At 64.8% G+C, this 20467-nt stretch carries 15 protein-coding genes; 13 read left to right on the forward strand and 2 right to left on the reverse strand.

The features are described from left to right. Positions 1–25 precede the first annotated feature (25 nt). Positions 26–1495 (forward strand): sensor histidine kinase, encoded by a 1470-nt coding sequence (locus tag AC1DDG_RS00980; protein ID WP_230117000.1) that lies wholly within the window; start codon positions 26–28, stop codon positions 1493–1495. 103 nt (positions 1496–1598) lie between these two features. Here AC1DDG_RS00980 and AC1DDG_RS00985 read toward each other — a convergent pair whose 3' ends face one another. Beyond that, positions 1599–1847, reverse strand: coding sequence for a WhiB family transcriptional regulator (locus AC1DDG_RS00985; protein WP_003804966.1), 249 nt, complete (start codon positions 1845–1847; stop codon positions 1599–1601). A gap of 235 nt (positions 1848–2082) precedes the next feature. On the opposite strand from AC1DDG_RS00985, the gene AC1DDG_RS00990 reads away from it, so the two are divergent. Beyond that, positions 2083–2580 (forward strand): hypothetical protein, encoded by a 498-nt coding sequence (locus AC1DDG_RS00990; RefSeq protein WP_476874621.1) that lies wholly within the window; start codon positions 2083–2085, stop codon positions 2578–2580. A 12-nt stretch (positions 2581–2592) separates the two neighbouring features. Here AC1DDG_RS00990 and AC1DDG_RS00995 read toward each other — a convergent pair whose 3' ends face one another. Next, on the reverse strand, positions 2593–6771 hold the full coding sequence (locus AC1DDG_RS00995; protein ID WP_476874622.1) for an FtsK/SpoIIIE domain-containing protein: 4179 nt from the start codon (positions 6769–6771) through the stop codon (positions 2593–2595). Positions 6772–7014: 243 nt separating this feature from the next. On the opposite strand from AC1DDG_RS00995, the gene AC1DDG_RS01000 reads away from it, so the two are divergent. The 11 genes from AC1DDG_RS01000 to AC1DDG_RS01050 all read left to right on the forward strand — a co-directional run bounded on the left by AC1DDG_RS01000 (position 7015) and on the right by AC1DDG_RS01050 (position 20433). Then, positions 7015–8304, forward strand: coding sequence for a nucleotide sugar dehydrogenase (locus AC1DDG_RS01000; protein WP_230116997.1), 1290 nt, complete (start codon positions 7015–7017; stop codon positions 8302–8304). A gap of 64 nt (positions 8305–8368) precedes the next feature. Then, complete coding sequence (locus AC1DDG_RS01005; RefSeq protein ID WP_230116996.1) at positions 8369–8968, forward strand: acyltransferase; 600 nt, start codon at positions 8369–8371, stop codon at positions 8966–8968. Next, positions 8965–10056 (forward strand): DegT/DnrJ/EryC1/StrS family aminotransferase, encoded by a 1092-nt coding sequence (locus tag AC1DDG_RS01010; RefSeq protein WP_476874623.1) that lies wholly within the window; start codon positions 8965–8967, stop codon positions 10054–10056. The genes AC1DDG_RS01005 and AC1DDG_RS01010 overlap by 4 nt, the downstream gene beginning before the upstream one ends. After that, positions 10056–11051, forward strand: a complete 996-nt coding sequence (locus tag AC1DDG_RS01015; RefSeq protein WP_230116994.1) for a Gfo/Idh/MocA family protein — start codon at positions 10056–10058, stop codon at positions 11049–11051. The genes AC1DDG_RS01010 and AC1DDG_RS01015 overlap by 1 nt, the downstream gene beginning before the upstream one ends. Beyond that, positions 11048–12262: a glycosyltransferase family 4 protein gene (locus AC1DDG_RS01020; protein ID WP_476874624.1), complete on the forward strand. Its 1215-nt coding sequence runs from the start codon at positions 11048–11050 to the stop codon at positions 12260–12262. The genes AC1DDG_RS01015 and AC1DDG_RS01020 overlap by 4 nt, the downstream gene beginning before the upstream one ends. Continuing rightward, positions 12259–13347 (forward strand): glycosyltransferase family 2 protein, encoded by a 1089-nt coding sequence (locus AC1DDG_RS01025; protein ID WP_476874625.1) that lies wholly within the window; start codon positions 12259–12261, stop codon positions 13345–13347. Before AC1DDG_RS01020 ends, AC1DDG_RS01025 begins: the two co-directional genes overlap by 4 nt. 109 nt (positions 13348–13456) lie before the next feature. Next, positions 13457–14641 (forward strand): UDP-galactopyranose mutase, encoded by a 1185-nt coding sequence (gene glf / locus AC1DDG_RS01030; protein WP_230116991.1) that lies wholly within the window; start codon positions 13457–13459, stop codon positions 14639–14641. Next, complete coding sequence (locus tag AC1DDG_RS01035) at positions 14638–16665, forward strand: glycosyltransferase (RefSeq protein WP_476874626.1); 2028 nt, start codon at positions 14638–14640, stop codon at positions 16663–16665. The genes glf and AC1DDG_RS01035 overlap by 4 nt, the downstream gene beginning before the upstream one ends. Next, on the forward strand, positions 16662–17567 hold the full coding sequence (locus tag AC1DDG_RS01040) for an ABC transporter permease (protein ID WP_476874627.1): 906 nt from the start codon (positions 16662–16664) through the stop codon (positions 17565–17567). The genes AC1DDG_RS01035 and AC1DDG_RS01040 overlap by 4 nt, the downstream gene beginning before the upstream one ends. 1 nt (position 17568) lies before the next feature. After that, a complete protein-coding gene (locus tag AC1DDG_RS01045) occupies positions 17569–18297 on the forward strand; it encodes an ABC transporter ATP-binding protein (RefSeq protein WP_230116988.1) in 729 nt (242 codons plus the stop codon). Positions 18298–18420: 123 nt separating this feature from the next. Further along, positions 18421–20433 carry a DUF6541 family protein gene (locus AC1DDG_RS01050; protein ID WP_476874628.1) on the forward strand — a complete coding sequence of 671 codons (2013 nt, stop codon included), beginning with the start codon at positions 18421–18423 and terminating at the stop codon, positions 20431–20433. The last annotated feature ends 34 nt before the right edge of the window (positions 20434–20467 follow it).

Genomic DNA, 20467 nt, shown 5'->3' on the forward strand with positions numbered 1-20467 from the left:
CCCGGCGTCGAAAACTGGAGGTGCAGTGGCAATCTTTACGGACCCCATCAGGGAACACGCTGATTTCGGGCCGGGGGATGCCGAGTGGCTGCACCTCCTGGTGGGTGACTGGCAGATGGTCGCCGACCTCGCTTTTGCCGACCTCGCCCTCTGGTTTCCGCATCCGGATTACGGTTACGTGGCGCTTGCCCACGTGCGGCCCTCCACGACGCACACGGTATTCCATGCCGACTTCGTCGGGGAGGGCATCCGGTCCGATCTTCAGCCCCTGGTGGACAAGGCGTGGGCCAGCCGCACGATCGAGCGCTCCAGTGAAACGAACTGGAGCAGTGACATGGCGCTGCGGGTGGAGGCTGTGCCGATGGTCAGAAACGGCCGGACGCTGGCCGTGGTCACGTCACACATGGATCTTTCGAGTTCGCGGATGCCGTCCCGGCTTGAGCTGACCTACCGGCAGTGTGCCTACGACCTGCTGCGCATGGGCACCCTGGGCCTGTGGCCCGATTTTGCCTCGCCCACGGGTTCGCGCCGGGGGGCCCCGCGGGTGGGCGACGGGCTCATCCGGCTCGATGCCGAGGGGATCGTGCAGTACGCGAGCCCGAACGGTGTCTCCGCGTTCCGAAGGTTGGGCGACGGCGAGTCACTGGAAGGGCGCTCCCTCGCGGAAGTCACCGCCGGCCTGCTGAAGGACCGACGCCTCGTGGACGAAACGCTCCCGCTGGTTGTCACCGGACGCATGCCGTGGCGCAGCGAGATCGAATCCAGGGGAGTCAGCCTGTCCCTGCGGGCGATCCCTCTCCGCGATGAGCAGCAGCGGTTCGGGGCACTCGTGCTGTGCCGCGATGTGTCCGAGCTGCGGCGCAGGGAAATGGAGCTTGTTACCAAAGACGCCACCATCCGGGAAATCCACCACCGGGTCAAGAACAACCTTCAGACCGTCGCGGCTCTGCTGAGGATGCAGTCCCGCCGGATGGTGAGCGACGAGGCGAAGCAAGGGCTGGAACAGGCCATGCGGCGAGTCGCGACCATTGCCCTGGTCCATGAGACTCTCTCCCAGGGACTCACGCAGAGCGTCGACTTCGACGAGCTCATTGGGCGCCAGTTCCGGCTCTCGGCCGAGGTGGCATCACCGTCCCAGCAGGTGCGGACACAGAAATCAGGGCTGTTCGGGGAGCTACCAAGCGACTTTGCCACCCCGCTGGCGCTCGTGATCAATGAACTGGTGACGAACGCCGTCGAGCACGGCTTGGAAGGGCGGACCGGAACTGTCTGGCTGCTGGCTGACAGATCCGAAGGCGATGACGGGGCCGAGCTGCTCACGGTGACCGTTGCGGACGACGGGGTAGGTCTGCCGGACACTCCGCACGTCGAGGGCCTCGGACTGCAGATCGTCCGGACGCTGGTGACGAGCGAGCTGGCCGGCACCATCCATTGGAAGCCCCGGGACGGCGGCGGTACCGCCGTGCAGATCGTGCTGAGTCTCGCAGGCCGCTGATGCCGCCGGGCATCGAACGCCCGGGCATCAAAGCAAAATTATGAAAAGGCGACGGCCGCGGACCCTGGGTCCGCGGCCGTCGCCGAATCTGTTGAACTGTCCGTCAGGAGGCGCGGCGTGCGCGGGCAGCCCGGCGCTTCAGCGCCCGGCGCTCGTCCTCGCTCATGCCGCCCCAGACGCCGGCATCCTGGCCGGACTCCAGTGCCCACTGCAGGCAGGTGTCGACGACGGGGCACCTGCGGCAGACGCTCTTGGCTTCCTCAATCTGAAGGAGCGCGGGGCCGGTGTTTCCCACCGGGAAGAAAAGCTCCGGGTCCTTGTCGAGGCACGCTGCGCGGTTACGCCAATCCATGCTGATCAGTCACTCCATTCCTGGTAAGTCATTTGCCACTTGTGAAAATATTCACTAGGGCCTACAAAGGAAAGGGGCCCAGCGGGCCCCCTTGGTCATCTGGATCAAGCGTTTCATGTTAACGCTGTGTAAACAAGGGGTAGTGGTCCACGAAATCCCCCTGAAACGTGAGCGATGCATCACACCGGGCAACAGCCCCCACCGTCTTTCCGACTATGTCCGGTATGGTGCCAGTGTGTCAAGACCCCCAGCCAGCCCGCCCAGCCCCGACTCTGAGCCCAGCGATGACGGGTTTCCCCGGCGCCCCGACAGGCCTGAGCACTCCACTAGCGGCACTGCGCGCCCGCGCTCCGTGGCCATCATTTCCGTGATTGTCGCAGCCGAGGCCACCGCCCTGCTGGCGGCTGCCGCATGGTACGGAGTCCAACTCCTGACCGGAGCCCCTGTCCTGTCCTTCTGGGGTGCCGTCTTCACACTTGCGTTGCTGCTGGCCTTCGCTTCCTGGCTGTACGCCGTTGCGGTGTTCCTGTTCCGGGGCTTCCGCTGGCCGCGGGCAGGTGCCCTGGTGGCACAGCTGTTCGTGCTCACGATTGGATTCCCCACGCTGACGGGTGGCTACCCGCTGGCGGGTGCGGCGATGCTGATCCCCGCCGCTGCGGCCATCGTGCTGCTCTTCGACAAACGGGTCATACGCTTCGCGTCCCGGGCCGCGGGTTCGCCTCCCGCGCTCTGACGCCTTTGCGCGTCAGCCGGGCTCGGGATCATCGGCGTTCGGCGTCGGCCGGGCTCGTGCCGGCCGATCCTGCGTCTGCGTTTTGAGGGCGCCCAGCTGGCTGCAAGCGAGCTGAACGGGCATTGCCCTGCCGTCCGCAAGAAGGACTGCCCGGCCCGGGGGCGGATTGGGTACCAGCTCGAACCTAATGCCAAAGAGGTCTCCGTCCATCGGGCTCCGCGGCGCGATGAGAATCCCGCTGCCATGATTGCGTGCGGCCATGGCGAGGGGGACTCGCTGCATCAGGGCCTGCCCAAAGCCCGCGGACAGAACGACGGCCCAGCCGAGGGTGTTCAGTTCGAGAAGCTGCTGGTTCGTGGAGACGGACAGCAGATCCGCGTCGTCGACGAGCAGGACCGCGTCCCTGGCCAGACGTCCTTGGACCGCTTCCCGGTGGATTTGTGCCCAGAAGTCTGCTGCGCTGGCGTCCGGGTCCGGGTCCGGGTCCGGGTCCGGGCGCGGGTGCAGCCAGCCCGCCGCCGATGGGTTCAGGGCGGGAAGAGCACCCAGCAACGAGGTCTTGCCAGTCCCCGCGCCGCCTACAACGGCGAGGACGCCGCCGGCGGGCAGGCGGACCGCGACGGGGGTCAGCTCATCGCCGCCCACACCGATGTACAGCCGTCGGTTTCGGTGGCCACGTTCATCCGCCGCGTCCGCCGGATGGAGAGTGTCCGGGGCAGGCACGGCTTGTGTTCGACCGATCAGCATGAGGAGATTCGCCAGCGGAACCTGAGTAGGCAAGGGTTGCACTCTGAAAGGAATGCTGCGTAACGGAGCCTGGGCCGCTCCGGCGATGCTGCCCTGGCCATCGCCGGCATGGAACTGGCACACCGCAGGGTGGCTGCCGGACAAGGACCCGAAGGCCACGGCGCGGCCGGCGACCGCCGGAACTTCGGACATTTTGGGCCACGCGAACCGGCTCTCTTCGCTGGTACCCCTAGGAAAGTACACGCGGTTGGGAACGGCGGAGATGAAACGCGAGGTAACCAGTTCACGGTCTCCCGAAATGAGGACGGTGATGGCGGCGCGGTGTCCGTCGCGCACAATGTCCTGGACCAGCTCTTCGGCCCACGTCAGCGGACCGGCGCGCATGGCGGAAACCCAGGAACCCCACCCTGAAATCGCGAGGACCAGGGGAGTGGCCTGCGCCGCAGCCGCCCCGCTAAGCCGGCGGGACATCTCACTGCCCAGCCGTTCCAGCACTCGGACTCCACGGCGCAGTTCGTGGAGGCCGACGACGGCCCCGGCCCGGCTCGAGGAAACCAGGCCGGACAGGGAGCCGTCGGCGTCCAGGACGTAGAGGTGGGATTCTGCCGGCTGCGTCGCCAGCTGCCCCAGAGCCAGCGTCATCGCGTCGGTCGCATCGCCTGACGTGCCGCCGATCAAAGCGAGGTGGCCGTCGTTTGCAGGGCGCCACCAGAGCGTGGCGACCCTCTGTTCGTGGGGCAGGTCAAGCCAGCCGAGCTCCACGCAGCAGCCATCATCTTGCCTACCGGAGGAAGCCGGCGGCGCGGATGAGGCCGAACGGACGTCTGCCGGGGAAGGGCCGAATGCAGTGTCATTTCCTGTTCGCGGGCGGCGCGGGAAGGTGGGTGCATCCGGCAGTGGTGGAGCGACCGGGCTGCGGACGGTGCCGCCCGCCGCTGTCCACAGCGACGCTGTCAACTCGATCAGGGGCCTGACGGCGGCTGCCGGCGTGAGCGGCGCGGGGCCGCGACGGTCAGCGGTACGGGATGCCGTCCTCTCGAGTTCATCGCTGGTGCGGCGCACAATGACCCTGCCCTGCCGAAGGCCCGGGGATGGGGAAAGGGAGAGCGCTGCCGCCTGGAACTCTTCCGGGGCCTGTGTTCCCCGAGCAAGGTAGGCCCGGCCTGGTGCTTCTACGGAAATCATGGCAGCAGCGCTGATTCCTATGACGTCAGCCGACTCGTGGGCGGACTGGACACGGAGGGCAATGCTGGTGGTGACGTTGGCGCGGATGTCAGCGTTGAGCGCACCCTGCGGACGCTGGGTAGCCATAATCAGATGGACGCCCAAGGACCGGCCGATGGTGGCGATCCGCATCAGTTCGTTCAGGCTCTCCGGCGCGTCTTCCACCAGCATCCTGAACTCATCGATGATAAGGACCAGCTGAGGGAGAGGAGGTAGGCCAGGTGTTCCGGACAGTCGATAAGCGCGGAGGTCCGGTGCCTGGACTCTCGCGAGGAGTTGCTCCCGGTAGCGGACTTCCGCGCGCAGCGACGCCATGGTGCGGTCAAGTTCGCTCCTCTTAAGGTCCGTAAGCATGCCCACGCAGTGGGGGAGTGCGGTCATGGGGCCCAGTCCTGACCCGCCCTTGAAGTCGAAAAAGAGGAGGTTGACGCGGTCCGGCGGATAGCTGAGGGCCAGTGCCACAGTGAGGCTCCGCAGCAGCTCTGACTTGCCGGAGCCGGTGGTGCCTGCCACGAGCACATGCGGACCGTCAGCCTCAAGATCCAGCAGCCGGGGACCGCCGGCGCCAAGTCCGATGGGGATGGCAAGGCCCGGCGCGAGTCTTCCTCTGGCCCAGCGCCGCGCTGTGGCGTCGGTTGACGGGTCAAGGAGGTCACTAAGCGGACATGCCGCCGGAACTGAGGGACGGGCAGCCGGGGCGCCGCCCCTGCCTTGTACGAACTGCCTGCAGTATCGGTCGAAGACGTCAGGGGGCACCAGATCGGCGACGAAGGGTTGGATTGCGCCACGGGACCGAAACCAGGCCTGGCGTTCACCCAGTTCAATGTCGGTGGCTGAAGGTCCGCCTCCGGAACCCGTGAACCTGATGACGCGCCAGCCGCGACGCCGTGCGGTCTCAGCTACCCTGTCCTGGCACTTTGTCCCAGTGACCAACAGGATTCCTGCAGCTCCTCCGTCGAGGCGGGAACCGGCAAGGACCACCTCGATCTCGCCGGCGGCCGCATGCAACGTGACGGCCGGAAGATACCTGGCCGCCAGGGGCAGGGCTGCGACCGGCCCGCAGACCGCAATCTGAGTTCCCCGGGCCTGCGGATATCCGCTGAGCTGCATGAGAAACGAGCGCATCAAGCCGAGGACGTCCGTGTCCGATCCCCGAATCGAGACGATCGGAATCCCCGGATCCAGCACGAGTGGAACACGTCCAAGCGGCGGCGGCCGGAACTCCGGATCGTCGGGCTCCAGGCGGACGTTTGCTACCTGTTCGGCCAGCCCGAGCCGGAGCCAGACGCCGGCGGCGTCCGGAATCTCATCGTGTTTTCCCGAACCTGAGGCGTCCAAAGCCAGCTGGGCAGCCGACGGAGCTGACCGCCATCGTCGTTCCTTGTCCGTTGCCGACGCTGCTGCAACGGCCGACCGCATTTCGCGCCGGTGCCTCCGGCCCGTGATCAAGGGGACCAGAACTGTCACTGCCGAGACTGCTGTGAACGCCAGAAACATCCACATACCGGTCAACAGAGCGAGTCCGACCCCGGCAAGAAGGGGGAGCCCGGCGCTGAGAAACAATGTGGTCCGGTTTTCCTGCCGAGCCCGCCGCGGCACCGTCAAAGGCTCTGCCACCGACAGCCCAGCGGCGCTGAATCCTGGGCTCCGGGAGCCAGAACTGCTGGCCACCACGATGGACATGGTGGAATTTCCGCAGCGGATGAGCGAACCGGTCGAGATGACGGCATTCCTGACGCGTGTGCCGTCCACTTCAGTCCCGTTCGCGCTGTCGAGATCCTCAATCGTCAGGGCTGTGTCCGAGACATCGATCCGTGCGTGCTCCCGGGACAGGTCGGCATCCGGGATGGTCAGCTCCGTGTCGGTCCGCCCAATCCGGTAGCTTCCCCGTCGCAGGGGAAGCACCGTTCCGGCGCCCGGGCCGCTGTGAACGGCCAACAGCAGGACTGCTGGGACCTCCTCGGGTGTCCGCCTCCGTGGTCTTCGGGCCTCAATGGCCCCGTCGACCAGGACCGCGCCATTGACAAGGGGAACCTGTCCAACTGTCAGGGCCGTGAGCGGCAGGCCGTCCACTGTCAACATCCGAGTCGCAAACCCGAGGGAAAGTTCATGGTCCAGTTCGGATCCCGGGCATCCGTCCCCGGCCGACACCGTCAGTTCCACGGGTGCGTCGGCTTGCCCGGATCCGGGTCCGCGGACCAGAGTGCAGTGCAGGGTCACCGGCCGGCTCTCCGTTCTTGAGGGCAACTTGGGACCACGCTAATGCGGCTGCCGCAGGAACCGCCCGGATGAATGTGCGTATGTGGATAACCAGCCACGCCTGGCCGGGCGACCGCCTGAACCCCTGTGGCGGTCCTTAGCCGAGTCGGCGTTCCGTCAGGTCAGCGGATAGTGTTAAGGCAAAACCGGGGGGTCGCCGTGTGGCTCCTCCCTGCCAGTCATGAGAGAAAAGGCATCAGAATCGTGAAGATTGCTGTAATTGCGTTGGGGAAAATCGGGCTGCCGTTGGCGGTCCAGTTTGCTTCCAAAGGCCATGACGTTGTCGGCGTCGATGTAAATCAGCAGGTCGTTGACCTCATTAACGCCGGAACCGAACCGTTCCCCGGTGAGGCCCACCTGCAGGAGAAACTCTCTGAACTCGTGCCGGCAGGCAAGCTCCGCGCCACCACCGACTACGCCGAAGCTGTCCCCGGCGCCGATGCTGTGGTGCTCGTGGTGCCGCTGTTCGTCGACGCGGAAGCAAAGCCTGACTTTGGCTGGATGGACAGCGCAACGGCTGAACTGGCCAAGCACCTGACCCCGGGCACCCTCGTCTCCTACGAAACAACCCTCCCGGTCGGGATCACCCGCACACGGTGGAAGCCTGCGCTCGAGGCGGGCTCCGGCCTCGTCGAGGGCACGGATTTCCACCTCGTCTTTTCCCCCGAGCGTGTTCTGACCGGCCGCGTGTTCGAGGACCTGCGCAAGTACCCCAAGCTCGTCGGCGGTCTGTCCGCGGCGGGTGCTGCCAAGGCCGTCGCGTTCTACGAGGCCGTCCTGGACTTCGATGAGCGTCCCGACCTCCGCCGTCCAAACGGCGTCTGGGACCTGGGTTCGGCGGAGGCCTCCGAGCTGGCGAAGCTGGCCGAGACCACGTACCGCGACGTCAACATCGGGCTCGCCAACCAGTTTGCCCGTTTCGCGGCCACCGCCGGCATCGACATCTACCAGGTCATCGAAGCATCCAACTCCCAGCCATACAGCCACATCCACCAGCCGGGTATCGCGGTAGGCGGCCACTGCATCCCGGTGTACCCGCGCCTTTACCTCTGGAACGACCCGGAGGCCACCGTGGTACGGGCCGCCCGTGCTGCCAATGCCGACATGCCCGACTACACCGTGGGCCTCCTTGAAGGTGCCTACGGCGACCTGACAGGCGCCCGGGTTGTCGTTTTGGGCGCGGCCTACCGCGGCGGCGTCAAGGAGACGGCGTTCTCCGGTGTCTTCGATGCCGTGGCTTCCCTCGAGAAGCGCGGCGCTGCCGTGTCGGTTCATGACCCCCTGTACACGGATGCGGAACTGGACAAGCTCGGCTTCGCGGCCTACCACGTCGGCGAGCCCGTTGATGCAGCCGTCGTCCAGGCAGACCACGCCGAGTACCGGGAACTGACACCCGCGGACCTGCCCGGCATCAAGGCCTTCATCGACGGCCGCCGCGTGAGCTCTGCTGACCGCTGGGACGGGGTCACCTACCGCGTCATTGGCAAGGCCTGACACTGACTTGCTGCTGCGGCCCTGCCGGGCCTCAGCGTCAGCACCTTTTGAAAGGAACCAAACTATGACGACGACCATTGCTCCGAGCGCTGATGTTTCGGATCAGGCCATCCTCGGCGACGGCACGAAGGTGTGGCACCTTGCCCAGGTCCGCGAGCAGGCGAATCTTGGTGAAAACTGCATCGTAGGGCGCGGTGCCTACGTCGGCACCGGTGTGCAGATCGGCGCCAACACGAAGATCCAGAACTACGCCCTGGTCTACGAACCCGCACGGCTGGGCAAGGGCGTTTTCATCGGACCGGCGGTGGTGCTGACCAACGACACCTACCCGCGGTCGGTCAGCCCTGACGGCTCGCTTAAGAGCGCCCACGACTGGACGCCGGTGGGCGTGACCATAGAGGACGGCGCCTCGATCGGTGCCCGCGCCGTGTGCGTGGCCCCCCTGACAGTCGGCCGCTGGGCGACGGTGGCGGCCGGTGCCGTCGTCACCAAGGATGTTCCCGCGTTCGCCCTCGTGGCGGGCGTTCCGGCCCGCCGACTCGGTTGGGTCGGCAAGGCCGGCCAACCGCTGCGGCAGGAGGGCGACTTCTGGGTCTGCCCCGCCACCGGCGCCAAGTACATTGAAGACGGAAATTCCCTGAAAGAATCTGAGGAGAACGCATGAGCTACGACTTTATCCCCGCCGCGAAGCCGATCATCGGCGACGACGAGCGGGCCGCCGTCGACGCTGTTCTGGCCACCGGCATGCTCGCCCAGGGCACGCAGGTCGCGGAGTTTGAGAAGGAATTTTCTGAGGTCCTTCTCGATGGCCGTTCCTCGGTAGCCGTCAACTCAGGCACCTCCGGGCTCCACCTGGGGCTCCTGGCCTCCGGGGTTGGCGCCGGCGATGAAGTCATCGTTCCCTCGTTCACCTTTGCCGCGACCGGCAACTCTGTTGCGCTCACGGGTGCCACTCCGGTGTTCGCCGACATCGAACTGGACCACTACACGCTCGACGTTGACCACGTTGCCTCGCTCATCACGGACAAGACCAAGGGCATCATGCCCGTCCACCTGTACGGCCACCCGTTCGACGTCGAGGGCTTCACCAAACTTGCCGCCGAGCGTGGCATCGACCTGTACGAGGACGCGGCCCAGGCTCACGGCGCCAGCTTTAACGGCCAGATGGTGGGAACGTTCGGCAAATTTGCCATGTTCAGCCTTTACCCCACCAAGAACATGACCTCCGGTGAGGGCGGCATGGTCTCCACCCCCGACGCAACGGTCGAACGGAACCTGCGCCTCCTGCGGAACCAGGGCATGGAAAAGCAGTACGAAAACGAACTTATCGGCTTCAATGCCCGGATGACTGACCTGCACGCCTCCATCGGACGGGTCCAGCTCAAGAAGGTCCTGGGCTGGACTGAACAGCGCCAGCAGAACGCTGCTTTCCTCACCGAGAACCTGCAGGGTGTTGGCACGCCCAAGGTCGCCGAGGGCGCATCCCACGTTTACCACCAGTACACGATCCGGGTCACCGAGGACCGCGACGGACTGGCCAAGGCCCTGCGCGAGGAGTACAACATCGGTACCGGCGTGTACTACCCGGTCCCGAACCACCGCCTCCCGTCGTTCAACCGCACGGAAGACCTGCCCAACACTGAAACCGCGGCCAAGGAAGTACTCTCCCTGCCGGTGCACCCCTCATTGGGTCAGGGTGACCTGGAACGCATCGTCACGGCGGTCAACAAGCTTGTCCAGGCAGGTGCCTGATGGCAAACCTTCGCGTTGGCCTGATCGGGCTGGGCATGATGGGCCGTCACCATGCCCGCGTGGTGCGGGAACTCGACGGCGTCGACCTCGTGGCTGTCGCGGACTCCTTCGGGGATCCCCACGGTGTCGCAGGCCAGCTGGACTTGCTCTCTTCCGTTGAGGAACTCATTGCAGCCGGCATCGACATGGCCGTCGTGGCCGTTCCCACCGGCCTGCACGAGGAAGTAGGGCTGGCTCTGGCCGAGGCCGGCGTCCACACGCTCGTTGAAAAGCCCATCGCCGACAGCGCCGAGGCCGGGCAGCGTCTCGTCGACGCCTTCGCGGCAAAGGGCCTCGTGGGGGCTGTTGGCCACATCGAGCGGTTCAACCCTGCCCTGCAGTCGCTGCGCAAGCGCATTGAAGCCGGCGAGCTCGGCGATGTCTACCAGATCGCGACCCGACGCCAGGGGCCGTTCCCGGCCCGGATCGCCGACGTCGGCGTGGTCAAGGACCTTGGCACGCACGACATCGACCTCACAGCCTGGCTCGCGCAGAGCCGGTTCGAGTCGATTTTCGCCCGCACCACCACCCGCAGCGGCCGTCCGCATGAGGACATGGTCGCGGCCACCGGGCAGCTCAGGAACGGCGTCATCACCAACCACCTGGTCAACTGGCTCTCCCCGATGAAGGAGCGCCTGACCATTGTCACCGGTGAGAAGGGCGCCTTCGTGGCTGACACCATCACCGCCGACCTGACGTTCTTCGAAAACGGCACGGTTGCCACGGAATGGGAGTCCATGGCGGCGTTCCGCGGAGTCTCCGAAGGCAACGTCACGCGCCTCGCCATCGCCAAGCCGGAGCCGCTGCGGACCGAACACGAAGCCTTCCGCGACGCCGTCCTTGGCCTGCGCAGTGACGTGGTCACCATGCAGGAGGGGCTGGATACCCTCAGGGTTGCCGAGGCAGTCCTGGAGTCCGCAACGAGCCGGCAGATCGTGAAGATTGCCAATTCGTGACTGCTAAAAAACCCCCGAGGGTCGCCGTAGCCTCACGCCTCTTTACCCCCGAGGTGGGGGCGGCATCCTTCAGGCTGCAGGCGCTGGTGGATGGCCTGAGGGCAAACGGCGCGGAAGTCAGCGTCGTAACCACCAGGCCGCCCAAGGGCTCCCCGGCCTTCAGCCCGCAGTACAGGCTTTCCCGCTGGCCGGTGCTGCGGGATGCCGGCGGCAACGTGCGCGGCTATGTCCAGTACATGAGTTTCGACGTGCCAGCCTTCTTTCGGCTGCTTTTCACCAATGCCGACGTCGTCGTGTCCGAACCGCCCCCCACGACGGGCGTGGTGGTTGCCCTGAGTTCAGCGCTGCGACGTCGTCCGTTCGTGTACTACGCGGCGGATGTCTGGACCGAGGCCCTGTCAGCAACGGATGTTCCGGGCGTCGTCATCCGGGTGATGCGCGCGGCCGAGGGCTTTGCGCTGCGGCGTGCCGCCAAGGTGATCGCGATCTCGGACGCCGTGGCCGAAAAGGTCCGGCAGTTCGGCGTCCACGCCGACCGCGTGGCCGTCGTCGGGAACGGCATCGACACTTCGGTCTTCGGGCCGGCCGGGGATTCAGCGGAAACCCAGGCACCGTATTTCGTCTACACGGGGACCATGTCGGAGTGGCAGGGCGCGGACGTCTTTATCCGGGCACTGCCTGCCGTTCTGGCTGAGCACCCGGGTGCGGGCATCCGGTTCTTCGGCCAGGGTTCCGATGAGCCGCATCTCAGGGAACTCGCCGCGGAAACCGTTCCCGGACACGTGCACTTCGGCGGGGTCATTCCTCCGGCGGATGCGGCGCAGTGGATCCGCGGCGCTGCGGCAGCCCTGGTCAGCATCAAGCCGGGCCAGGGCTACGACTTCGCGAAGCCGACCAAAATCTACGCCGCCGCCGGATGCGGCACCCCCGTGGTCTTCGCTGGCGCCGGAGAGGGCGCTGCCCTGGTTGCGGACAACGGACTGGGTGAAGCGCCAGGTTACGACGTCGACAGTGTCGCCGGGGCCATGCTCCGCGTGCTGGCCGCTGAATACTCAGGAAATGACGACGGCGGCCGGGCCGCCAGAGCGGGCTGGGTGCAGCAGCACGCCTCGCTGGAAACCTCGGGGCAGCATGCCGCGCAGGAAGTCCTTGCGACCGTAGTCCGTTCAGAACCTGCGGCCAGCGAGCCGAAAGTAGGAGAAAAACAATGACCAGCGACTATGCGGTCACCGTCGTTATTCCGGTGCATCAGCTGAACCGTCCCATCGCCCGGGCCGTGGAATCGGCGCTTGCTGCCGGTAAACCTGGGCAGGTGAAAGTCCTTGTGGTCTGCCATGAGATTTCCGGGGACGATGTCCGCAAGCGACTCACGGAACTGCCGCAGGAACATATCGAGCTGCTGGAATTCGCGGACGGTATTTCCTCTCCGGCTGGACCGAAAAATGCGGGGATCGACCGGGCTGGCACCAAATATATTTCGTTTTTGGACTCCGACGACTACTTGGAGGGACCTGCTCTCTCCATGTGGATTGATCAGGCGGACGCAGGCCAGGCGGACGCTGTAGTCGCCCGAGTACGCCTTCAGAGCGGCACGCCGGTCCCTTCTCCGCGACTGCGCCTTTTGCGCAGCGGGCCGCTGCACCCTGTCCGTGATCGTCTTGCTTACCGGACTACGCCCTTTGGCATCATGAGGCGTTCCACAGTTGGGCGGCTCGGCATGCAGTTTACTGCCGGTCTGCGTAGTGGTGAGGACATGGAATTCAGCCTTCGCATGTGGTTTGGCGGCGGCAAGATCGAGATGGCGCACCCCGGCGGTATCTATGTCCTGGGAGAGGACGCCGTGGAGCGCGTTACGGGTCTTGTGCTGCCACTGGCCGAGGAGTTCCGGGCGCTTCTTCATGTGGTCACGGCGGAGTGGGTCCGGGAACTGCGGGGCCCCGCCCGGTACGCCATAGCTGTTAAGATCCTTCGCGTTCACGTCCTGTCGGCTATGTACCGGCGCGGAGGCAGCTTTCCTTGGACTGCCGATGACCGGGCAGCCTTGGCTGCGGCGGTGAATGCAATCAAGGCATTGGCTCCGTCCGTTGAGCGGCCGCTCAGCGTCGCCGAGCTGGAGCTGCTGCGGCTCGCCGAAGCGCCCCAATCCAGCCTGGAGGCCTTTACGAACGCATTGACTGTCTGGCCGTCGGGAGGCTACCGGACGCAGATCCTGACCCCCCGGCTGTGGGACAACCTACGGTTTGAAAGCAATTTCAGGTACTACGGCGCCGAAAAGATCGCTTCAATCCGCCGCTGAGTGCCAGACGTCGGGGCAGCGGCCGATACCGGCCACGCAAAGCGGATCGGGTAATCTTGACCGGGCGGACATAGACAAATTGCCTGCCACCAAAGAACACAGGAGAGTTGTGAACGCTGATCTCGTCGTAGTCGGTTCAGGTTTTTTTGGCCTGACAATCGCGGAACGCGCCGCCACGGAGCTTGGGCTTAAGGTTGCAGTCCTGGACCGCCGTCACCATATCGGTGGCAACGCATACAGCGAAAATGAACCCAAGACCGGCATTGAGGTCCACCGCTACGGCGCCCACCTCTTCCACACCTCGAACGAACGGGTCTGGGAGTACGTGAACCGCTTCACGGCCTTCACCAACTACCAGCACAAGGTGTACACCAGCCATAAGGGCGAGGTGTACCAGATGCCCATCAACCTTGGCACCATCAACCAGTTTTTCCGCGCGTCCATGGGACCCGCAGAAGCCAGGGCGCTGATCCAGGAGCAGGCAGGGGAGCTTGCGGGCACTGATCCGCAGAACCTGAACGACAAGGGCATCCAGCTGATCGGCCGGCCCCTCTATGAGGCGTTCATCAAGTACTACACCGGCAAGCAGTGGCAGACGGACCCCAAGGACCTGCCCGCGGAGATCATTTCCCGCCTTCCCGTCCGCTACAACTACGACAACCGCTACTTCAACGACTCGTATGAAGGTCTCCCGGTTGACGGCTACACGGCGTGGATCGAGCGCATGGCCGATCACCCGAACATCGAGGTTCACCTCAACACTGATTTCTTCGACGGCGGAGAGTTCGGCCAGGCTTCTGTGCGTGGCCAGGTCCCCGTCATTTACACGGGACCGGTGGACCGATACTTCAACTACGCCGAAGGTGACCTCTCCTGGCGCACCATCGACCTTGAGGAAGAGGTCCTGCCCGTGGAGGACTTCCAGGGCTGCGCCGTGATGAACTACCCGGACGAGGAAGTCCCCTACACACGAATCCACGAATTCCGGCACTTCCACCCCGAACGCGACTACACCAAGGACGCCACGGTGATCATGCGGGAGTTCTCCCGTTTTGCGGAGAAGGGCGACGAACCCTATTACCCGGTGAACACCGCCGTCGACCGTTCGAAGCTGCTGGCCTACCGGGACCTGGCCCGCGGTGAAGATTCCGTGCTGTTCGGCGGACGGCTGGGGACGTACAAGTACCTCGACATGCACATGGCCATCGGATCGGCCCTGAGCATGTTTGACAACAAGATCAAGCCGCACTTCAGCGGCGGTGCGAAGCTGGAAAGCGGAGGAGTAGACGCATGAGCGTAGCGACAGAGTTCCGGCAGGGAGCCGAATCGGCCACAGACGATACCGTCTGGAAGACAGTCCATCGGGTGGTTTTCCCGGTCGACGGCGACACGGACACCCTGCCCCTGTACGTTGACTTCGATGCCGCGCGCCGTGTCGTCGATGGCCAGGAGTCGACCTCCAAGCGCGGCGGAACCACGCCTATCGCCACACAGCGCAGCCAGGTCCGTTCCGACTTCATCCTCGGCCGCCGCCGGCTGTCGCTGCCGGCCCACCGCCGGGTCTCGTTTGGAACGTACTTCAACGCATTCCCCGCCAGCTACTGGCGGGCCCACACGGACGTGCAGAAAGTCCGGCTCAGCATTGAGGTGGATGCCGAGGCAACCGTCATTGTGTACAAGTCCAGCCCCCGCGGAAGTTCAAACCGCGTTCAAAGCATGCATGTCACGGGAGGGGCCACCGCGACGTGTGAACTGTCGCTGACCACCTTCGCCGACGGCGGCTGGTACTGGTTCGACCTCGTCGCCCACGGTGACGACGTGACCCTGCAGCAGGCTGACTGGGCGGTTCCGGAACCGGAAGGCTTCAGCCCTGGCACGCTTTCCATCGCGGTCACCACGTTCAACCGTCCGGATTACTGCGTCAAGCACCTGCGGACGTTCGCCGAATCAGAAGACCTGCTCGCGGTCATGGACCGGCTCATCGTCACCGACCAGGGAAACCAGAAGGTCAGGGACGAGCAGGGCTTCGAGGAAGCCGCCGCCGTACTCGGCGACAAGTTCAAGCTCATTGAACAGGGAAACCTTGGAGGCTCCGGCGGGTTCGCCCGCGGAATGCACGAGTCAGTACAGGACGGCCAGAGCAAGTATGTGATGCTCCTGGATGATGACGTCGTGGTGGAGACCGAGGGCGTGTTGCGTGCCGTCAACTTTGCAGACTTCACGCGGAGCGCCACCATTGTGGGCGGCCACATGTTCAACCTGTTTGAGCGATCGGTGATCCACAACTTTGGTGAAGGCATCAACGAGTACCGGTTCCAGTACGAACCGATCGGCGAGGGGCAGATAGCCCACGACTTCGCTGCCAGCAACCTCCGGACCACGCCCTGGATGCACCGGCGGATCGACGTCGACTACAACGGCTGGTGGATGTGCCTGATCCCGACCTCGATCATCAAGGAGATCGGGCTCGCCCTCCCCGTCTTCATCAAGTGGGACGACGTCGAATACGGCATCCGCGCCAAGGCCAACGGATACACCACCGTGAGCCTGCCCGGAGCAGCCGTGTGGCATATGCCGTGGACGGAGAAGGACGACACCATTGACTGGCAGGCGTACTTCCACCAGCGGAACCGGTGGGTGGCGGCCTTGCTGTACTCACAGTACGAGAAGGGCGGACGGCTGCCGGTCGAAAGCTTCCTGCAGGACGTCCGCCACCTGCTCTCGCTGCAGTACTCGGCCGTGGAGCTCCGCAACCGCGCCCTCCAGGACCTGCTCGACGGGCCTTCGCACCTGCACCGGACCATCGGCGGCAAGCTTCCGGAAATCCGCCAGGTCCGTTCCGGCTTCCCGGACGCCCAGGTCACGAAGGACATCACCGAGTTCCCCGCCGTCAAGCGCGTGCACCTGCCCAAGTTCGGCATGGTCCCGACGCGGCCCAAGAACATCGTTCAGACAGTGTCCAGTGCGCTTTCCGGTGCTGTTCGCCAGCTGCGAGGCGTAAACCCGGAGGCCTCCCAGCACCCCGAAGCAGTCGTGCCTGCGGCAGACGCGCGCTGGTGGCGGCTGTCGCACCTGGACTCGGCCATCGTCTCTGCTTCCGACGGAACCGGCGCATCCTGGTACCGCCGGGACAACGTCCGTTTCCGCAAGCAGCTGCTGCGGAGCATGACGCTGCACGCAAGGGTCCTGGCGCGCTGGGACGAACTCTCGGCGGCATACAAGGGTGGACTCAGTGAGTTCACGTCACCCGAAGCCTGGACGAAGACCTTTGAGTCCATGTCCGACTCCAGCCCTGAACAGCAGAAGCCCAATAAGTGACGAACGGACGTACATCCCCGACACGCCAGGGCGCCGACCGCGCCCTGGTCGTTCCGGGAACCGGGAACGGTCTTGCTGACGTTTTCCGGTCCAGGTTCCTTCTGAAACTCCTGGTCCGCAAGGAGCTCAGGATCCGTTACCGCGGATCCGTCCTCGGACTGCTCTGGACCTACGTCAAGCCTGGCGTGCAGTTTGTTGCCTTCTACCTGGCGCTGGGCGTTTTCCTTGGCCTTGAGCAGAGCCCGACAAACAGGGGCGGCTTGCCGAATTACGCCGTCTACCTGTTCTCCGGGATCATCATGGTGAACTTTTTCACGGAGTCCCTGAGCACTGCCACGCGCTCGATCGTCAACAACAGCGGCCTGATCAACAAGATCTACCTGCCCCGCGAGCTGTTCCCGGTCTCGTCGGTTTGGGTCTCGGCGGTGCATTTCCTGCCGCAGGCGTGCGTGCTGGTGGTCGCTTGCCTGTTCAGCGGGTGGCGGCCGGGGCTTCTCGAGGCGTACACCGCCGTTGCGGGGTTCCTGATCATTGCCCTCCTCGCCACGGGCCTGGGGCTCTTTTTCGGGGCCGTGAACGTCTATTTCCGGGACTCGGAGAATTTCGTCGACCTGCTGCTGATGGTTGCCACCTGGGTTTCGCCTGTGCTGTATTCCTGGCGGATGGTCCAGGCCAAGGCGGGGGACTTCTGGTTCTCCGTGTACCAGCTCAACCCCATCACGATCGCCGTCGAGTCGTTTCACCACGCGTTCTGGCTTCCCACCACGGCCGGGGCGGAAGGCAGCCCGCCCAACCTGGTCACCGTCTGGATCCCGGTGGGCCTGCTCGTGTCCCTGCTCATTCTGTTCCTCGGCCAGTGGACCTTCCGCAGGCTCGAAGGCCGTTTCGCGCAGGAGCTGTGACATGACCACCGCCATAGAAATACGCAACATCAACAAGCAGTTTGTCCTGCGCCACACCAGATCACTCAAGGAAGCACTCGTGTGGCTGATCCGGGGCCGCAAGGGCGATCTCTCCAAGAAGTTCCATGCCCTCCGGGACCTTTCGATCGACGTCGAACACGGTGAGACAGTGGCCCTCCTGGGACTCAACGGTTCCGGCAAATCGACGCTGCTCAAGCACATTTCCGGCGTCATGCTGCCCGATTCGGGCACCGTCCGCACCGGTGGCCGCGTGGCAGGACTGATTGAGGTCGGTGCGGGATTCCACCCTGACCTGTCAGGACGGGACAACGTCTACCTCAACGGCGCGATCCTCGGCATGACGGAAGCGCAGATCAAGGAAAAGTTCGACTCGATTGTTGAGTTTGCCGAGATTGGCGAATTCATCGACACGGAAGTGAAGTTCTATTCCTCCGGCATGTACCTTCGGCTGGCGTTTTCCGTTGCAGTCCACACGGACCCGGACGTGTTCCTCGTTGACGAGATCCTGGCCGTGGGCGACGAGCCGTTCCAGAAGAAGTGCCTTGCGAAGATCAAGGAGCTGGCCGCCGCGGGGAAGACCCTGATTGTCGTCAGCCATGACCTGGATCTGGTGTCCCATGTCTGCGAACGCGGAGTGATGCTTGAACATGGCTCGGTGGTCATGGACGGCCCCGTTGACGAAGTCATCAGCAGGCTCCGGAACCGTTAGATCCGGGTCAGGCCGCCGGCCGAGGCCCATGCTTGGCCGGCCGGGAACTGACCCACCGTTTTGCTGCGGACCGGACGCATTCGGACGGACCGTGTACCTACATAACCCAATCTTGGAGGAAATGTGTCCTGGCTGACGTCGCTGCCGGCCCTGTTCATCGCGGTAGCAGTGGTGCTCCTTCCGGGCGCAGCCCTGGGATGGGCGCTGGGCTTCCGGCGGACCAGCCTTCTCGGTTTTGCACCGGCCCTGTCGCTGTCCATTGCGGGCATCGGCGCCATTCTCGCCCCGTTTGTCCACGTGGGCTGGAGCATCTGGGTTGTTATTGCGACCACCCTGGTGGCTTCCGCCGCTGCATGGGCCATCATGCGGACGCGCTGGGCCCGACCCCGCCGGACGCCGACGGATGATACCCAGGAAAAGTGGACCGTGCTGGCAACGGCAGCGATTGGTATTGCTGCCGGCGCCTTTCTGATTGCGCGCCGGTACGTCCAGCTGGTCGGGGTTCCGGACAACATTTCCCAGCGCTATGACAACGTCTTTCATTTGAACGCTGTCCGCTTCGTGCTGGACACGGGCAACGCCTCCACGTTGAACCTGGGAAGCATGACAGGGGGAACAGGAGGTCTGTCCTCGGTGTACCCCGCCGTGTGGCACTCGCTGGCCGCACTCGTGACCCAGCTGACGGGCGCATCCGTGCCGGTATCAGTCAATGCGGTGAATCTGGTGGCCTCGGCGGTGATCTGGCCAATATCGGTGGTGTTCCTGACGCGGGTGGTTCTTGGGCCGCGGCCGATCGGCCTGCTGGCGGCCGGCGTCATATCGGCCGGGTTCCTGGCCTTCCCCTACCTCCTGCTCGTGTGGGGACCGCTGTTCCCCAACCTGCTCTCGGTCGCTGTGTTGCCGGCCGGTGTTGCCGCCGTGGTCCTTGCCTGCCGGCTGGCGCCCACGTCGCAGGACGTCCCGGTCCGGAACTGGCTCGTACTCGTGCTTGCACTTCCCGGACTGGCGCTGTCCCACATGAGCGCCATCAACGCCCTGCTTGCCTTCAGCGTCCCCATCGTGCTGTGGAGGCTGGCACTGCACGTCCGGACGATGGTCCGCGCCAAGGCTTCTCCTGGGAGGTTCGCCGTCACCGCAGTGGCAACGGCAGCCGGGATTGCCCTTGCACTGGTCATCTGGGACAAACTCAGGCCGGCAGCCTACAACGGCTGGACCGCCCATCAGACGGTGGCCGGAGCCATTGGTGAAGTCGTCGCGAATGCGCCGATGAAAACCGACGTTACCGTCGCGATCTCCATTCTGGCTTTGATCGGACTGGCCCGAATCGTCCGCCAGCGGTCCCAGTTCTGGCTGTTTGGCTGCTTTTTCGTCGCTGGATTCCTCTACGTTGTCGACGCCGGTTTCGAGGCGGGGTGGGCCAGGGCATTCTTCACGGGAACCTGGTACCAGGACACGTACCGGCTGGCCGCGTACGTGCCCATCTTCAGCGCCGTGCTCGCTGCCCTGGGTGTCCTGGTCCTTGCGGACTGGGCCACGGCAGCTTTCGAGCGCCTGACGCCGCGGCTGCGGGGGAGCGCCCTTATGAAGGGCCGCGGAGCCTTTCTTCCCGGCCTCGCCGGCATGGTCATCGCCTGCGTGATTCTCGCCTGGGCCACCCAGACCGGCCCCGTCCGCGACTATGTTGCGTCCAACCATATTTTCTATGAGCGCGACACCAAGGATTCGATCCTTTCCTCGGACGAGTACAAGCTGCTGGCCCGTATCGATTCCCGGGTTCCGGAGGATGCTGTCATCGCGGTCAACCCCTGGAACGGCGGGGCGCTGGCCTATGCATTTGCGGACCGGAAGGTCCTTGAGTTCCACATGGGACAGCGGGAATCAAAGAGCGAACGTGTCATCGCGGACTCGCTCTCCAAGGCGGACTCGTCGCCGGCTGTGTGCGATGCCGTGCGGGAAACGAAGGTTTCGTACGCGCTCGACTTCGGCAAGCAGTACCTGTTGAACCATCCGTCCAGCCGCACGTTCCCGGGACTGCAGAACCTGGATTCCTCCAAGGCCGTGGAACTGGTGGACCAAGAGGGAGCGGCCAAGCTGTTCAAAGTAGTGGCCTGCGACCCGGCCACCGCCGCCAAATAGCTTTCACCGCAAGCGGGACCCGAACCCACGCGAA

The organism is Arthrobacter sp. 10L430, assembly GCF_056395245.1.